Source organism: Salinibacterium sp. UTAS2018 (assembly GCF_004118935.1).
Taxonomy (GTDB): Bacteria; Actinomycetota; Actinomycetes; order Actinomycetales; family Microbacteriaceae; genus Rhodoglobus.
On record NZ_CP035375.1, the window covers coordinates 45,213 to 60,514 of the forward strand.

The window sequence follows — 15,302 nt, forward strand, 5'->3', positions numbered from 1 at the left end:
CTAGTTCCGGGCGCACAACAATGGCGCGGAAGCCACAGCCTCCGCGCCATTACTGAAGGGGTTAAACCTCGATGACGACCGGAACGATCATGGGACGACGGCGGTGCTGCGTGTTGACCCAGCGGCCGACCGTGCGACGAACGACCTGCGCGAACGCGTGAGTGTCGCGCGTTCCGTTAGCTGCGGCATCCGTGAGCGCTTTGACAACCTGCGGCAGCACCGCATCGAACACTTTCTCGTCTTCAGCGAAACCGCGAGACTGAATCTCGGGTCCGACGATGACCTTGCCCGTCTGCGCATCGACGGCCACGAAGATGGAAATGAATCCCTCTTCGGCGAGGACGCGACGGTCTTTGAGGTCAGCATCCGTGATCTCACCGACGCTGGAGCCATCGACGTAGACGAGTCCGACATCGAGTTGGCCCACGACGGCAGCGTGACCGTCCTTGAGGTCGATCACGGTGCCGTCTTCGGCAATGATCGTGTTTTCGGCTGGCACGCCGGACTGGATAGCGAGGTTCGCGTTCGCTACCAAGTGGCGGTACTCGCCGTGAACCGGCAGAACGTTCTTGGGGCGCAGGATGTTGTAGCAGTAAAGCAACTCCCCCGCGGCAGCGTGACCGGAGACGTGCACCTTGGCGTTGGCCTTGTGCACGACATTGGCGCCCAGCTTCGTGAGGCCGTTGATGACGCGGTACACCGCGTTCTCGTTACCCGGGATGAGGCTCGACGCGAGAATGACGGTGTCACCCTGGCCAACCTCAATCTGGTGTTCCATATTCGCCATCCGCGCAAGCACAGCCATCGGCTCACCTTGGCTACCCGTGGACATGTAGACGAGCTGGTTGTCGGGGTAGTTGACGGCCTTCTTGGCGTCCAACAGCACTCCGTCGGGCACCTTGAGGAACCCGAGGTCGGCCGCGATACCCATGTTGCGCACCATCGAACGCCCCATAAGAACAACCTTGCGGTTGTTGGCGATCGCGGCATCCAGAACCTGCTGCACACGGTGGACGTGGCTGGAGAAACTGGCGACGATAACGCGGCGCGGAGCCTTGGCGATAACGGCTTCGAGAACCGGGCCGATGTCGCGCTCATTCGGCGTGAAGCCGGGAACGTCAGCGTTGGTCGAGTCAGAGAGGAACAGGTCGATGCCCGCTTCACCGAGACGGGCGAATGCACGCAAGTCGGTGATGCGGTTGTCGAGCGGCAGTTGATCCATCTTGAAGTCACCGGTGTGCAGCACGGTGCCGGCAACAGTGGTGATGGCGACGGCAAGCGCATCCGGAATCGAATGGTTAACCGCGACGAACTCGAGATCGAACGGCCCCATCTTCTCTTTTTGACCCTCAGCAACGTTGAGGGTGTACGGCTTGATGCGGTGCTCTTTGAGCTTGGCCTCGATGAGAGCGAGCGTGAGCGTGGAGCCGATCAGCGGGATGTCTTGGCGCAAGCGCAAGAGATACGGAACAGCGCCGATGTGGTCTTCATGGCCGTGAGTGAGCACGATGCCGAGAACGTCGTCAACACGGTCCCGAATCGAACTGAAGTCGGGCAGGATGAGGTCGACACCGGGCTGGTGTTCCTCGGGGAACAACACACCGCAGTCCACGATGAGGATCTTGCCGTCAATCTCGAACGTGGTCATATTGCGACCAATTTCGCCGAGACCACCAATCGGGGTCACACGAAGCGTGCCCTTCTCGAGTGCGGGCGGGTCATAAACAGAAACGGGCATTCAGTACCTTGCAGTTAGTGGTGTGGGGCCGTCAGCCCCCGTGCTAAAAATGTGGGCCTAGCCCAGGGCAGAGCCTACTCCTCGCGGAGAAAGCTAGCGCGTTGCTCCCGCGATTTTCGGGAGAGCTCCGCCAGCGGCCGCGTTGCGGTCAGGGCGGAAGTTGGTGAGGTCAAGCCCCTTGATCTCGCCCACCAACGCCAACTCATCCTCGATCATCGCGGCTTCGGCATCTTCAGGCCCGACGAGCGGCAAGCGAACCCGTGGGCTCGAAATGCGGCCCAAGCCATGAAGAATGTACTTGGCCGCGACGGTGCCGGGTACGTGCGTCATTGCCGCACGTACGAGAGGTTCCAAAGCTTGGTGCGCCGCAGTAGCGGTGGCTAGGTCGCCCGCGTTTACGGCATCGACCATCACGCGGTACGGGGCCGGGGCGATGTTCGCCGTGACACCGATGAGGCCAGAAGCACCGATAGACATGTGCGGAAGAGCGTTCGAGTCGTCGCCTGAGAAGTACAAGAGGTCTGTCTGGTTGAGCACACGGCTGACCTCGCTGAAGTCGCCCTTCGCATCTTTGACCGCGAGAATATTCGGGTGTTTCGCCGCCCGCAGAATCGTTTCGAAGGTGATCGGGATGCCGGTGCGGCCGGGAATGTCGTACATGATGACCGGCAGGTCGGTCGCATCCGCGATCATGCGGAAATGGGTGAGCACTCCGGCCTGGGTCGGCTTGTTGTAGTACGGAGTAACGATCATGACACCGTCGGCGCCGGCCTTCTCGCTGGCTTTGTAGAGTTCGATGGCGTGAGCAGTCTCGTTTGAGCCCCCGCCGGTAATGACCTTGGCGCGCCCGCCGGAGACCGACTTAGCGACCTCCACAAGCTTGATCTTCTCGGGGTCAGTGAGGGTGCTCGTCTCCCCCGTGGTGCCGGTGACGACGATGCCGTCTGCGCCGGAACTGATCACATCGTCAATGTGCTTCTCTACATCAGGCCAACTGACTTCACCGTCTGCGGTGAAGGGCGTGATGAGCGCAACAAGGACTTGGCCGAAGGGATTCTCAATAGTCACCCCTCTAGGCTACCGCTGCTGAGCCTGCTGATTCTCGTAACGCAGGAATCGATAGCGAAGATTAGTGGCGGAAGTGTGCCAGCCGTCGCTCGGATCGCTCGCGACGAGCATCCACTCGTCTCCGCGTTCGGGCGCCAGAGTATCGCCCTCGAATGTTTCATGAATCTCTGTGACTTCGAGGCGATCTGCACTCTTGAGCACCGACGCAAAGATCTCAGCGCCACCGATAACCCAGACAGTTTCAGCGACATCTTTCTGCGCGCGATCGGCAGCGACCCGATCGCTGGAAGCAGCGGATGCCGCCGCCAGCTCAAGAGCAGATGTCACGGTGTGAGCGACTTCAGCCCCTGGCGCGTTCCACTCTTCTTGGCGCGTGATGACGATATTGCGGCGTCCGGGTAGCGGACGAAAGCGGGGATTCAAGGAATCCCACGTTTTGCGCCCCATCATCACCGGGCTGCCGAGCGTGAGTTCCTTGAAATGCGCGAGATCTTCGGGAAGATGCCACGGCATCGAACCGTTATGGCCGATGATGCCGCCAGCGGACTGTGCCCAAATGAGCGCAACCGAGACGGGGGCAACTGTCTCGCTCACCGGGAAACTCTCGCTCACACCGCGACCGGCGCTTTGATGGCGGGATGGTGCTCATAGCCCACGATCTCGAAATCGTCGTAGACGTAGTCGAAAATGTTCGCGCGCTCGCTGGTGATCTTCAGCTGTGGTGCGGCGTAGGGCTTCCGAGCCAATTGCTCGGTCACTTGTTCGACGTGATTGTCGTAGATGTGACAATCGCCGCCGGTCCAGACGAAGTCTCCCACTTCAAGCCCTGTCTGCTCGGCCACCATGTAGGTGAGCAGCGCGTAACTCGCGATATTAAAGGGAACACCCAAGAAAAGGTCGGCGCTGCGCTGGTAGAGCTGGCACGACAGCTTGCCGTCGGCGACATAAAACTGGAAGAACGCGTGGCAGGGCGCCAACGCCATGCTGGGGATGTCAGCGGGGTTCCACGCCGAAACGATCAGGCGTCGAGAATCGGGGTTCGTCTTGATCTGCTCGATGACCTCAGAGATTTGATCGATCTGTTCGCCGGAGGGGGTGGGCCAAGAACGCCACTGCACGCCATAGACGGGGCCGAGTTCGCCAGCGGCATCCGCCCATTCGTTCCAGATAGAGACGCCGTTATCGCGCAACCATGACACGTTGCTCTCGCCGCGCAAGAACCACAAGAGCTCATAGGCAATCGACTTGAAATGAACGCGCTTGGTCGTGATGAGCGGAAAGCCCTCCGCCAGATTGAACCGCAACTGGCGCCCGAACACGCTGCGCGTGCCAGTGCCGGTGCGATCTCCTTTAGCGACGCCGTTGGTGAGCGTATCGCGCAGCAAGTCTTCGTAGGGTGTTGCGATCGTGGTTGCCATCGCATCAATAGTACGTACTTCACACGGCTTTCTCACCCCTGCCGCGCAGCCAACGCCTAGGGTTGGAAACGACGAAAGGAACGGCAATGCCTGTAACGAGCGAAGCAACAACACTCTGGTTCGGAGACCTGTTCAGCGGCAAAGGAACGACGTCTCTCGATTCCTCTGACGCTGCAGAATTCCCCGTGACGTGGGCCGCACGATCCGAAGGTCAAGAAGGAACGACCAATCCCGAGGAACTGCTCGGGGCCGCGCACGCGTCGTGCTTCGCGATGGCGTTCTCTAACGGACTCGCGGAAAACGGCACTCCCCCAGAGAGCCTTCAAGTGACTGCGGCAGTCACCTTTGATCCGGCCGAAGGCATTACGGGAAGCCACTTGCTCGTGAGCGCCACGGTGGCGAATCTCAGCGACGAAGACTTCCAGCGCTTGGCAAACGAAGCGAAAGAAGGGTGCCCCGTCTCGCGCGCCCTCTCTGGCATCCCCATCACCCTCGAAGCGAGCCTGGCGTAAGCATGAGCGAACCGACTTCTGTTCCTGATGTCTCCCGCGTCCTTGTTGCGGGTGCTTCTGGCTACATCGGCACCGAACTCGTGTCGCAGTTGGAAGCCGCCGGCTTCGAAGTACTGCGTCTCGTGCGCCGTGAACCGGAGGGTGCGGACGAATTCCGCTGGGATCCCAGCGCTGGCACAATCGACGATCGCGCCATCGAGCGAGCGGATGCCGTCATCAACCTTGCGGGAGCGTCCACAGGAAAGATCCCGTGGACTCCCGGCTACAAGCGCGAGATCCTCCGTTCGCGCGTCGATGGAACCCGCCTGCTCGCCGAAGCGATTCGCCGCGCCAGTGCGCCGCCGTCGGTGTTTTTGAGCGGTTCAGCCGTGGGCTTTTTCGGTAGCCGGCCTGGTGAAGTACTCACCGATGAGTCGAGCAAGGGCACTGGATTCTTGAGCGACGTTGTCTACGCGTGGGAGCAAGCAGCTCGTCTCACGCCGCCGACAACTCGACTCGTCATGTTTCGTACCGGAATCGTCGTAGGAAAGGGCGGAGCCTTCACCCCGCTCAATCTGTTGACCCGCTACGGCGTAGGCAGTCGGCTCGGAAGCGGGGCGCAGTACTGGCCCTGGATCAGCTTGCATGACGAGGCCGCCGCGATCGTGCACCTTCTCGGTAGCGAATTTTCTGGAGTCGTATCTCTCGTGGGCCCAACACCCGCTACCGCCGAAACCGTCACCCGAACGCTAGCGCGCGAGATGAACAAACCGCACTGGTTCGCCGTGCCGAGTTTCGCATTTCGGATGCTGGGCGACGCTGGCAAGGACCTTATTTTGGTCGACGAGAATGTTCAATCTCCGACTCTGGCGAGCACCGGGTTCACGTTCACTCACACCACCATCGAGCAGGCAATCGACGCATTTGTCGACTAGTGACTAGTCACTAGTCACTAGTCACTAGTCACTAGTCACTAGTCGAGCCGGGGCCGGGGTCGGGGAAACCGGCCGGCGTCATGGGCTAGCGCGGGGTTTTACCGCGCGACAGCGCAATAGCGCGACGAGTAGCCCAGCGCGCTCGCCCCCGGTCTCCGGCGGCGTCATACGCGATGCCTAGGCGCAGCCACGTACGCCAGGAACTGGGTTCAGCCTCTGTCTCCGTGCGGTACCGATCGAAAGCGCGATCCGCCGCAGCGGGGTCCGGGCGACCGCTCGGGAGCAACTCCACAACCTCATCCGGCAAGGCTCCCTCGGCGGTGAGCGTCGCGAGAAGACGTTCAGCGCGAACAATAAAGAACATTTCAGCCGCGAGCGCCCAGAATCCGATGAGGGGCAGCACCAACAATGCCCAGCCCATCGCGTTCACTACGGGCTCGGCTGCTCGAATCAGGATCGTCGCATAGTTGATGACGAAGATCAGGTAGATCGTGAGCAGCGCCACCATGACGAGGGCCGCGATTCGGGTCTTCACTCGAAGGCCGATCCTGCCGGGGAAAGATCGATGAGCTGGTCGAGACCAACGGTGACCCCCTGAGCAGTGGGCACAGCGCGCAGGCCGAGCAGGATGCCCGCTTCGTACGAGTCTTGCGACATTGTGCGGTGATCGACCGTGAGCACTTCTCCCGGGCCACCGAAAATAACCTGCTGATGGGCGATGACGCCCGTCATACGCAGGCTGTGCACGGGGATTCCGGCAACTTGTTCGCCGCGTGCGCGCTGGTCGACGTGCGGAGCAAGTGCGGGACCGCGTTCGCGGCGAGCGTCGGCCATAAGTTCCGCTGTACGGACGGCGGTTCCGGAGGGCGAGTCGACCTTGGCTGCGTGGTGACTCTCAATGATCTCGATCGAGTCGAAGTAGCGTGCCGCTGAGGCTGCGAACGACGTCGCGAGTGCTGAGCCAAGCGAGAAGTTGGGGATGATCACGACGCCGATTTCAGGGGTATCCGCGAGCAGCGAGCGTAAGCCTTGCACTCGATCCTCACTCCAGCCTGAGGTACCGACGAGGACGCTCTTGCCATTACGCACGGCGAAGTCGACAACCGATGGCGAGACACTGGGCTCGGTGACATCCACCACGATGTCGGCCACGAGCATGTCGCTGAGCTCTGAGCGCGAGTTGAGAGAGGCCACGAGCGAGAATTCAGCGGATGCCTCAACCACGCCGCTGATGTATGTGCCCATACGGCCGGTTGCGCCGACTACCGCTACTTTCATTGTCATGGTTCAAATCTACCAACGCTGAGTAGCCTCGCCGACTCCCCCCGGCTACTAGCGTTGAAGCGTGTGCCAGTGAGTGGGCAGCCGGCATGCGCTCCCCACGGCCGAGAGTACTGTGGTCGTGTGCCTCAGTTTCGTTCTCTCCCTGTCTCGGATGCTCTCGCTATCGAACTGCTCACCGAGTACTTCAGCTATCGCGCTGAGACCTTTCCGACGCCGTCGGGGTACGTCACGACGTTCCCTCGCGTCGAGCAGTTCACCGAACCGCACGGGGTTTTCGTCGTGATCGAGCCGGATGGCAGCGATGCCGACCATGGCACTGAACGCCGCGCTCTGGGCTGTGGCGGCATCCGCCAGTTGGAGCCCGGCCGCTTCGAGGTCAAGCATCTCTGGGTGCGGCCCGAGGGTCGCGGAGCAGGACTCGGGCGAGATCTACTGGGCGAACTAGAACGTCGTGCGCGTGCTTGGGGAGCGACCGAGCTCGTGCTCGACACCAACGAGAGCCTTGCCGCGGCTGGTGGGCTTTACCGCTCAAGCGGGTTCGAACCGTGCGCGCCGTACAACGACAATCCCAATGCGACGACCTGGTATCTCAAGACGCTCGTATCGATGAACTAGGCCTCACGTCATGTGAAGGACCAGGCGCTTAGTACGGCTGTTCGCTCGGCATTCCGGTGCGTAGTTCAACGGGAAGGTGGCCGAGGTCGTTGTGATTCACGAGAACGGGCGGTTTAGCACTGCGCACCCGGATGATCGTGAGACCGCAGTTAGCTTGGTTGAGCCCGAGCCACCGCCACTGATCGCCGCCGAGTACCTCTCGCACGAACCACGAGATCACAAAGTTGTGCGTAATCAGCAGATCGTGACGGTCTTCCCGTGCCGGAGTGAGAAATTCTGCAACGGCGTCTTCCATTTGCGCTTGACCGGCATCGATCTCTTCGTCGGTAATCGAACCGAAGAATGGCTCGAAAGCGGCAGGCATATCGTGCGTGGGACCGCTGGGAATGCAGTCCATCAGCAGCGTCGTCGGCTGTGACTCGAGGGCGGGCATCCGCTCGGTCATGATCGCGGCGGTTTCAGCGGCCCGCTGGAGCGGAGAATGGAACGCTCGCGTGAACGGCACCCCGCTCAGCCGCTCAGAGATCGCTTGAGCTTGCCGGACGCCTTTGCCCGACAGCGGGCCGTCGGGTAAACCGTGCTCTGCGTCTTGCTGCTCGCCGTGCCGCACGAGATACAAGTAATGGGCCATCATCATTCCTTTGTCGATCTAGCTCTCGGCAGCGCTGCCGAGATCGATGCCGGAGAACATCTCTTCGTTGACGGCGCCCACTGCTGCGATAGAGAGAGGGCGCGACGAAAGTTCTTGAGCAAGTTCTTGGATGTCGTCGGCGGTGACCGCAGAGATGCGGGCGATCGATGCATCAAGGTCGATGAATTCACCGAGGGTGAGTTCGCTGCGTCCGAGGCGTGACATGCGCGAGTCGGAGTCTTCAAGCGCGAGGGCGGATGCTCCACGTAATTGACCGATAGCGCGACTGATTTCTTCGTCGGTCACGTGAGCCGTGCCCATTTTGTGGAACTCCTCGAGCATGAGGTCTGTCACCTGGCTGGCCTTGGCGGGCGAGCATCCGGCATAGATGCCGAAAACTCCAGCGTCAGAGTAACTGGGCGAGAAGGAGTACACGGAGTACGCGAGGCCCCGCTTTTCGCGCACCTCTTGAAAGAGTCGCGACGACATGCCGCTGCCCAGAATGGAGTTCAGCACCGTCATCGTGGCACGGCGGCTGTCGGTGGCGGAGAGCCCTTCGACGCCGGCAATGATGTTCGCTTGCTCGATCGGTCGCTGGGTCACGTGCAGGCGCTGGCCCGGTGTTAGAACCGTGGAGTGAGCACTGCGAGAAAGGTCTCGGCGGGCGACCGGAGCCGCTTCGGTAGACAGATCCCAGCCTGCCGCCACGAGGCACGACGAGATAGCAGCCACGAGCTCGTCGTGATCGACCGCTCCCGCCACTGTGATGACGAGATCTTGGGGGCGATAGTTCGACTGGTAGTGATCCCAGACGGCTTCTCGAGAGATCGCGTTGATTGTCTCGGGGCTGCCACCAATGGGACGACCGAGCGGATGCGCGCCGAAGACGGCCTCAAAGTAACGCTCGCTTGCGACGTCGGTCGGGTCGTCATCCGCCATCGCCAGTTCTTCGAGAATCACACCGCGTTCGTTAGCGAATTCAGTGGGATCGATGAGGCTTGAGGTGAGCATGTCCCCGATGACTTCGATCGCCATCGGCAAATCGATGTCTTGCACCTTGGCGTAATAGCAGGTGTATTCCTTGGCCGTCATGGCGTTGTGTTCGCCGCCGACCGCGTCAAAGCTCACCGCGATATCGAGGGCAGAACGCGACGCGGTGCCTTTGAAAAGCAAGTGCTCTAGGAAGTGTGTCGCACCGTAGGTCTCGGGATGCTCATCGCGAGAGCCTGCTGCTACCCAGTAGCCGACCGTTGCGCTGCGTGCGCCCGGTACTTGTTCACTGAGAATGCGCACACCGCTCGGCAACACAGTTCTACGAACGAGACTGTCGCCGGTTGCGGTGAACGACAGTTCGGGAAGGTCAAGAGGAAGAATTACAGCGTCGCTCATCACCTATGAGCCTACGTCATTGCGGGTCTCGCAACGGCAAGAGCGTGGATTAGTCACGTTTACGTCCCCCAAATTGGGGGATAAAAATGAGGACAGACAGACTTGTCTGTATGTCCTCACGTGGTAATGTTCTTTCTAGGCACCCGAAGCCGACAACCCATCACCGGGACCCGAACCCGGTGATGTAAACCATGTGAGCGAGACCCGAACTCGCTCACATTCAATAAGCCGCATCGCTTGAACCCGAATTCTTGCGATGCACACAGTGGGGAAACGTTCCTGATCCGAACCTCCACGGAAGGAGTGCGCTGCGATGGTATTTGAGACTCTTGAGACTGCGCAGCGCGCTCCGGCCAAAGGCCGCATCCTCGTCACGGCCAACATACTTTTCTACCAAGACGGCATTCTGAACGTCGGTGTAGATCGCATCATCGCCCAGTCCAGCGTGACCAAGGCAACTTTTTATAAGCACTACCGCTCAAAAGACAACCTCATCCTTGAGTACGTCAAGAGCCGCCGGGCTGCGGTCGAAGCTGAGGTGCAGTCGATCATCGACAATGCCGCCTCGCCTCACGATGCCGTGCTCGGCCTCCTCGAATCGGTTGCTGGCGAGCTAACGAAGCCCGACTTTCGTGGCTGCCCGTTCCTCAATGTCGTCGCAGAGTTTCCCGACCCGACGCACCCCGTGCGTGTACTCATCGCCGACCATCGCGACTGGTACAACGAGACGCTGTACGACCTCATGCGCGCAGCAGAACACCCGTTTGCGGGTGACGCCGCTGACGAGCTCATGCTCGCTAAAGACGGCGCTCTTGCCGGCGGATATGCCGGAGACACCATTGCTGCCGGCGCCGCGATGGCTCGCGTTGTCAAGCGAGTGCTCAACGACGCCGTCAAGGTCTGACAACCCACGTTCGTTACCACGCTCGCGGCCGCAGTGCGGCCGTGCAGCGTTGTCACCGTCGCGCGCTCGGCCCTGCTGGCGCCCCCGCCGAGTCCGCGTTAGTAGCCAGAGACCCGGTCGAGCTCGGCCGACTGGTGCCGGGTCAACTGAACTCGCGCCGCAGCAATAAGCTCGGGGACCTGCTCAGCACGACTCGCGCTCACTACGGGCGCCACAATACCTGGCTTATTCAGCAACCACGCCAACGCGATGGTAGCTACGCTCTCGTCTTGCTCGTCAGCAACCTCATCGAGCGCGTTCAGGATCTTGACTCCGCGACGACGCAAGTACTGCGCAGCATCGTGGCCACGCGAGTTGAGCGCGAGATCGGCGCGCTGGCGGTACTTACCGCTCAGGAAACCGCTGGCTAGCGCGAAGCGCGGCATAACGCCGAGCCCCTGAATCGCCGCGACATGCGCGAGCCCAGTTTCATACTCCTGACGGTGGAGCAGGTTGTAATGAGCTTGCACTGCCACCATCGGAGCTACGCCCATTTGACCGCACGCGATACGGGCCTGAATGAGGCGGTTGCCGGTGTGATCAGAGCCGCCAAAGTAGCGAACCTTCCCCTCGCCAATTAGCTCATCGACCGCGAGCAATGTCTCATCGAAGTCGACAGATTCGTCGTCGACGTGCAGGTACAACAGGTCAATGTGTGACGTACCCAAGCGCGCGAGAGAGGCATCCACGGAACGCTTTATTGCGGAGGAGTCCATGCCCGGGTTATCGCGACTCTTACCCACCTTGGTCGCAACCACGATCTGATCGCGATTGCGACGCGTGCGCATCCATTTGCCGATCATGAGCTCGCTGCGACCAGAAGCATACGAGTCAGCCGTATCGATGAAGTTGCCACCGCCATCGGCAAAAGTATTCAGAATGGACGACGTCGCCGCGTCGTCTGCAGTCCAGCCGAAGATGTTTCCGCTCAGCGCGAGCGGAAAAACTCGAAGGTCAGAAGACCCGATGACTCGGGTCGAAAAGTGCTGCCCCGCTACTGGGCGCACACGAGTGGAACCCGGCAGTGATCGCGTCGGGTGCACTTGCGTCATAACGGCCTCCCACAAGGCTTTTGCTAAGAATATGTCGTCGACTGCCCCAGTAGGCGGAGGACAGACAGATCGTTATTAGTCCGTGTCGAAATACGCCGTGATGAGCTCGTCAACCCCCACCGCGGTGTCGCCTCGCGGTCATTCTCGCCATAATGGCCACAGTCGAGTTTCAGTAATCGAAAGGACCACTGCCGTGAATGACCCCAATTGGAAACTGCCCGAGGTACCGTCGTTCACTCTGGAGAGTCCCGACTTCGAAGCCGGAGGAGAGCTCCCCACGTTCGCTCGATCCGGCATCGCCAACGCCGGCGGTGAAGACCGCTCCCCTACTCTTCATTGGCACGGCTTCCCTTCCGGCACCAAGAGCTTCGCACTCACCACCTACGACCCGGATGCCCCCACTGGCAGCGGATGGTGGCACTGGGCTGTCTACAACATCCCCGCCTCCGTGGAGTCGCTGCCGCAGGACGCCGGCAACCCGGAATCTCAACTCCTGCCGAATGGCGCGATAACCGTTCCGAATGAACTCCGCCTCGAAGCGTTCCAGGGCGCCGCCCCACCCGCTGGCCACGGGCCCCACCGCTACGTATTCACCGTGAGCGCGCTTAACGTCGAGCGCCTCGATCTTGCCCCGGGCAGCACCCCCGCTATGTTGGGCTTCGCGCTGCGCGATCATGTCGTGGCGCGTGCGCAACTAATCGGATACTCCAGCACTCCGGCCGAGTAGCGCTGCAGAAGACGGGCACGACTAGCTTCCCGCAGCGGTCGTGCGGGCAGTCGGGATAGCGCGAGGGGTCTTCTTAGGTGTTACGACGGTAGTAATGCGGAACGCGTTCGTAGCCACGGCTGCGCATCTTTGCAACAGCCACGCTGACGACCACGACGACGATAACTATGCCGAGGGCTGCCCAGAGGTACCAAGCGGTCTCGAGCCACAGGAGCATATCGCTCATGAAGACATCAAAAGGTGTAGTGATTCGGGTCACTCGCTCAGGATAGTGCCCAACACCCCACTATGGGGGACCCCAACGAAGGGCAGACTAGGGTGACTACCCCCGCAACTGCTGCATCTGAGGAAAAGAAAAACTCCCGCAACGCCCCGGGGCGACCGTTAACGACTGAGCGCCCATCCTCTATGAGGATGGGCGCTCAGCGTGACCTGCGTTTAGCGGGACTTAGCTTTCGTCAGCGGGAGCCGCTGCTTCTGCGTCAGCCTCGTCAGTGACGGGTGCGAGCGAGAGCTTGCCACGGTCATCAATCTTGGTGATCTCAACCTGAATCTTCTGGCCGACTCCGAGTACATCTTCGACGTTCTCCACACGCTTGCCACCGGCAAGCTTGCGAACCTCAGAGATGTGCAACAGTCCGTCCTTGCCCGGGGTGAGCGATACGAATGCACCGAAGGTAGCGATCTTGACGACCGTACCCAGGAAGCGTTCGCCAACCTCAGGGTTGAGCGGGTTCGCGATGGCGTTAACCGCCGCGCGTGCAGCCTCGGCAGAAGGACCATCGACAGCGCCGATGTAGACCGTTCCGTCATCCTCAATCGAGATGTCGGCTCCGGTGTCATCCTGGATCTGGTTGATGTTCTTGCCCTTGGGCCCGATGAGCTCACCGATCTTGTCGATCGGGATCTGAACCGAGATCACGCGAGGAGCCGTGGGGGCCATCTCGTCAGGAGCGTCGATTGCAGCGTTGATCACCGAAAGAATCGCGGTACGCGCTTCCTTAGCCTGCTTGAGTGCACCGTCGAGAACCGACGAGGGCAGACCAGCGAGCTTGGTGTCGAGCTGGATAGCAGTGATGAACTCACTCGTACCGGCAACCTTGAAGTCCATGTCGCCGAGAGCATCTTCAGCACCGAGGATGTCGGTGAGAGCTGCGTAGCGAGTTTCACCGTCGACCTCATCCGAAATCAGGCCCATAGCGATACCCGCAACCGGTGCGCGCAACGGCACACCAGCGTTGAGCAGCGACAGAGTCGATGCACAGACGGAACCCATCGACGTTGAACCGTTGGAGCCGAGAGCCTCGGATACCTGGCGGATCGCGTAAGGGAAGTCTTCACGAGCAGGAAGCACCGGTGCGATGGCGCGCTCGGCAAGGAAGCCGTGCCCGATCTCGCGACGCTTCGGGCTACCAACACGACCGGTCTCACCAGTCGAGTAGGGCGGGAAGTTGTAGTGGTGCATGTAGCGCTTCTTGGTCACTGGTGCCAGTGAGTCAATCTGCTGCTCCATCTTGAGCATGTTCAGCGTGGTGACACCCAAGATCTGAGTCTCGCCGCGCTGGAAGATTGCCGAACCGTGAACGCGAGGAATGACCTCGACCTCAGCATCGAGCGCACGAATGTCGCTCAAGCCACGGCCGTCGATACGGATGCCCTCGGTGAGTACGCGAGTACGCATGACCTTCTTGCTGACGGCCTTGTACGCTCCGCCAACCATGCCGAGAACGTCTTCGCTGAGTTCTTCAGCGTCAACCTTGGACTGAACCTCAGCCTTGACGCGAGCCTTGAGCTCATCGTCAGCGGTCTGGCGCTCGATCTTGTCAGCGATCTTGTAGACATCGCGAAGCTCAGCTTCAGCGATTTCACTGACCGCGTTGTACGCCTGGTCGGAGTACGGCGGGAAGAGCTTGAACTCGGCAACGGGCTTGGCAGCCTTGGTCGAGACCTCGAGCTGAGCCTTCACAAGCTGCTTGAGGAAGGGCTTGGATGCTTCGAGACCCTGAGCAACAACAGTCTCGTCGGGCTTCGTGGCGCCAGCCTTGATGAGCTCCCAGCTGTTCTCGGTAGCTTCTGCTTCCACCATCATGATGGCGATGTCTTCTTCACCCTGGTCGTTGGTGACCATGCGGCCAGCAACGGTGAGGTCGAAGACAGCGTCAGCAAGCTGGCTGTGCTTCGGGAAGGCAACCCACTGGTCGTTGATCAGAGCCATGCGGATGCCGGCAACCGGACCATAGAACGGGAGTCCTGAGATCTGGGTGCTGAGCGATGCGGCGTTGATCGAAAGTGCGTCGTAGAACTCGTCCGGAGCGATGCTCAGAACGGTGATGACGATCTGAACTTCGTTGCGGAGGCCCTCAACGAAGGTCGGACGCATCGGACGGTCGATGAGACGGCAGACGAGGATCGCTTCCGTCGAGGGACGACCCTCGCGACGGAAGAAGCTTCCGGGGATCTTGCCGGCAGCGTACGAACGCTCTTCGACATCCACGGTGAGCGGGAAGAAGTCGAAGCCCTCACGCGGGTGCTTACCCGCGCTCGTGGCGCTCAAGATCATTGTTTCTTCGTCGAGGTACGCAGCGACGGCACCCTGTGCCTGCTGAGCGAGTCGACCGGTTTCGAAGCGCACGGTGCGCTTGCCGAACTTGCCGTTATCGAGAACGGCTTCGGCGAATGTGATTTCTGGACCCTCCATGCGGGGGTTTCTCCTTTGTTTTACGTCGCGCACCCGTGTGGTGAGCGACTCGTCAAGGAGCAGGAGCGGGCAGAAGGACGCGATGGTTCACGCGCATGCCTAGAGTGGCGGCGCGTGTCTGGCCAACAGTAGAAAGCCTCCGAACGACTCGGAAAATTACCACCGGTGACCAGCTTCTTGCCAGCCTGCTCCGTTTGTTGCCCTACAACAACGTGGGCAACTAGCCGCAATCGTATCACTGGCGGCCTGAGAAGCCCTAGAGATTGGCGCGCGACACGGTTTCGGTGCCTGCTTCGGTGAGGGTGGTTTAAGC

Annotated in this window: 16 protein-coding genes; 5 read left to right on the forward strand and 11 right to left on the reverse strand. The window is 60.7% G+C overall.

Going from position 1 to position 15,302, the window contains the following annotated elements:
• Positions 1-61: 61 nt before the first annotated feature.
• The 4 genes from ESZ53_RS00240 to ESZ53_RS00255 form a co-directional block, all read right to left on the reverse strand.
• Positions 62-1,738, reverse strand: coding sequence for a ribonuclease J (locus ESZ53_RS00240; protein WP_129070996.1), 1,677 nt, complete (start codon positions 1,736-1,738; stop codon positions 62-64).
• 93 nt (positions 1,739-1,831) lie between these two features.
• Positions 1,832-2,806: a 4-hydroxy-tetrahydrodipicolinate synthase gene (gene dapA / locus ESZ53_RS00245; RefSeq protein WP_129070997.1), complete on the reverse strand. Its 975-nt coding sequence runs from the start codon at positions 2,804-2,806 to the stop codon at positions 1,832-1,834.
• Between the two features lie 9 nt (positions 2,807-2,815).
• Positions 2,816-3,400 (reverse strand): dihydrofolate reductase, encoded by a 585-nt coding sequence (locus ESZ53_RS00250; RefSeq protein ID WP_129070998.1) that lies wholly within the window; start codon positions 3,398-3,400, stop codon positions 2,816-2,818.
• Positions 3,401-3,414: 14 nt separating this feature from the next.
• Positions 3,415-4,224 carry a thymidylate synthase gene (locus ESZ53_RS00255; protein WP_129070999.1) on the reverse strand — a complete coding sequence of 270 codons (810 nt, stop codon included), beginning with the start codon at positions 4,222-4,224 and terminating at the stop codon, positions 3,415-3,417.
• Between the two features lie 86 nt (positions 4,225-4,310).
• On the opposite strand from ESZ53_RS00255, the gene ESZ53_RS00260 reads away from it, so the two are divergent.
• Positions 4,311-4,736 (forward strand): OsmC family peroxiredoxin, encoded by a 426-nt coding sequence (locus ESZ53_RS00260; protein WP_129071000.1) that lies wholly within the window; start codon positions 4,311-4,313, stop codon positions 4,734-4,736.
• A 2-nt stretch (positions 4,737-4,738) separates the two neighbouring features.
• A complete protein-coding gene (locus ESZ53_RS00265; protein WP_129071001.1) occupies positions 4,739-5,650 on the forward strand; it encodes a TIGR01777 family oxidoreductase in 912 nt (303 codons plus the stop codon).
• An 85-nt stretch (positions 5,651-5,735) separates the two neighbouring features.
• Here the strand turns inward: ESZ53_RS00265 and ESZ53_RS00270 are convergent, their stop codons facing one another.
• Both ESZ53_RS00270 and dapB read right to left on the reverse strand, forming a co-directional pair.
• The gene (locus ESZ53_RS00270; protein ID WP_210403815.1) at positions 5,736-6,185 is read right to left on the reverse strand and encodes a hypothetical protein; all 450 of its coding nucleotides are present in this window, start codon (positions 6,183-6,185) and stop codon (positions 5,736-5,738) included.
• Positions 6,182-6,934 carry a 4-hydroxy-tetrahydrodipicolinate reductase gene (gene dapB, locus ESZ53_RS00275; RefSeq protein WP_129071002.1) on the reverse strand — a complete coding sequence of 251 codons (753 nt, stop codon included), beginning with the start codon at positions 6,932-6,934 and terminating at the stop codon, positions 6,182-6,184. Before dapB ends, ESZ53_RS00270 begins: the two co-directional genes overlap by 4 nt.
• 120 nt (positions 6,935-7,054) lie before the next feature.
• Here dapB and ESZ53_RS00280 point away from each other — a divergent pair, with 120 nt between their 5' ends.
• Entirely contained in the window at positions 7,055-7,549 is a 495-nt protein-coding gene (locus tag ESZ53_RS00280; RefSeq protein ID WP_129071003.1) for a GNAT family N-acetyltransferase, read from the forward strand.
• Positions 7,550-7,577: 28 nt separating this feature from the next.
• Here the strand turns inward: ESZ53_RS00280 and ESZ53_RS00285 are convergent, their stop codons facing one another.
• Both ESZ53_RS00285 and ESZ53_RS00290 read right to left on the reverse strand, forming a co-directional pair.
• Positions 7,578-8,180 (reverse strand): histidine phosphatase family protein, encoded by a 603-nt coding sequence (locus ESZ53_RS00285; RefSeq protein WP_129073432.1) that lies wholly within the window; start codon positions 8,178-8,180, stop codon positions 7,578-7,580.
• A gap of 18 nt (positions 8,181-8,198) precedes the next feature.
• Positions 8,199-9,569 (reverse strand): pitrilysin family protein, encoded by a 1,371-nt coding sequence (locus ESZ53_RS00290; RefSeq protein ID WP_129071004.1) that lies wholly within the window; start codon positions 9,567-9,569, stop codon positions 8,199-8,201.
• A 313-nt stretch (positions 9,570-9,882) separates the two neighbouring features.
• On the opposite strand from ESZ53_RS00290, the gene ESZ53_RS00295 reads away from it, so the two are divergent.
• The gene (locus ESZ53_RS00295; RefSeq protein ID WP_129071005.1) at positions 9,883-10,473 is read left to right on the forward strand and encodes a TetR/AcrR family transcriptional regulator; all 591 of its coding nucleotides are present in this window, start codon (positions 9,883-9,885) and stop codon (positions 10,471-10,473) included.
• 98 nt (positions 10,474-10,571) lie between these two features.
• Here ESZ53_RS00295 and ESZ53_RS00300 read toward each other — a convergent pair whose 3' ends face one another.
• On the reverse strand, positions 10,572-11,564 hold the full coding sequence (locus ESZ53_RS00300) for an aldo/keto reductase (RefSeq protein WP_129071006.1): 993 nt from the start codon (positions 11,562-11,564) through the stop codon (positions 10,572-10,574).
• A 193-nt stretch (positions 11,565-11,757) separates the two neighbouring features.
• Here ESZ53_RS00300 and ESZ53_RS00305 point away from each other — a divergent pair, with 193 nt between their 5' ends.
• Positions 11,758-12,291 (forward strand): YbhB/YbcL family Raf kinase inhibitor-like protein, encoded by a 534-nt coding sequence (locus tag ESZ53_RS00305; protein ID WP_246837336.1) that lies wholly within the window; start codon positions 11,758-11,760, stop codon positions 12,289-12,291.
• Between the two features lie 73 nt (positions 12,292-12,364).
• Here the strand turns inward: ESZ53_RS00305 and ESZ53_RS00310 are convergent, their stop codons facing one another.
• Together ESZ53_RS00310 and ESZ53_RS00315 are read right to left on the reverse strand one after the other, a co-directional pair.
• Entirely contained in the window at positions 12,365-12,550 is a 186-nt protein-coding gene (locus tag ESZ53_RS00310) for a hypothetical protein (protein WP_129071008.1), read from the reverse strand.
• A gap of 189 nt (positions 12,551-12,739) precedes the next feature.
• Positions 12,740-14,989 carry a polyribonucleotide nucleotidyltransferase gene (locus ESZ53_RS00315; RefSeq protein WP_129071009.1) on the reverse strand — a complete coding sequence of 750 codons (2,250 nt, stop codon included), beginning with the start codon at positions 14,987-14,989 and terminating at the stop codon, positions 12,740-12,742.
• Positions 14,990-15,302 lie beyond the last annotated feature (313 nt).

Bases quoted from the DNA above. Each gene is read 5' to 3' on its own strand.
- ESZ53_RS00240 (WP_129070996.1), bottom strand. From the start codon at position 1,738: ATGCCCGTTTCTGTTTATGACCCGCCCGCACTCGAGAAGGGCACGCTT.
- ESZ53_RS00255 (WP_129070999.1), bottom strand. From the start codon at position 4,224: ATGGCAACCACGATCGCAACACCCTACGAAGACTTGCTGCGCGATACG.
- ESZ53_RS00260 (WP_129071000.1), top strand. From the start codon at position 4,311: ATGCCTGTAACGAGCGAAGCAACAACACTCTGGTTCGGAGACCTGTTC.
- ESZ53_RS00265 (WP_129071001.1), top strand. From the start codon at position 4,739: ATGAGCGAACCGACTTCTGTTCCTGATGTCTCCCGCGTCCTTGTTGCG.
- dapB (WP_129071002.1), bottom strand. From the start codon at position 6,934: ATGACAATGAAAGTAGCGGTAGTCGGCGCAACCGGCCGTATGGGCACA.
- ESZ53_RS00285 (WP_129073432.1), bottom strand. From the start codon at position 8,180: ATGGCCCATTACTTGTATCTCGTGCGGCACGGCGAGCAGCAAGACGCA.
- ESZ53_RS00290 (WP_129071004.1), bottom strand. From the start codon at position 9,569: ATGAGCGACGCTGTAATTCTTCCTCTTGACCTTCCCGAACTGTCGTTC.
- ESZ53_RS00295 (WP_129071005.1), top strand. From the start codon at position 9,883: ATGGTATTTGAGACTCTTGAGACTGCGCAGCGCGCTCCGGCCAAAGGC.
- ESZ53_RS00300 (WP_129071006.1), bottom strand. From the start codon at position 11,564: ATGACGCAAGTGCACCCGACGCGATCACTGCCGGGTTCCACTCGTGTG.
- ESZ53_RS00315 (WP_129071009.1), bottom strand. From the start codon at position 14,989: ATGGAGGGTCCAGAAATCACATTCGCCGAAGCCGTTCTCGATAACGGC.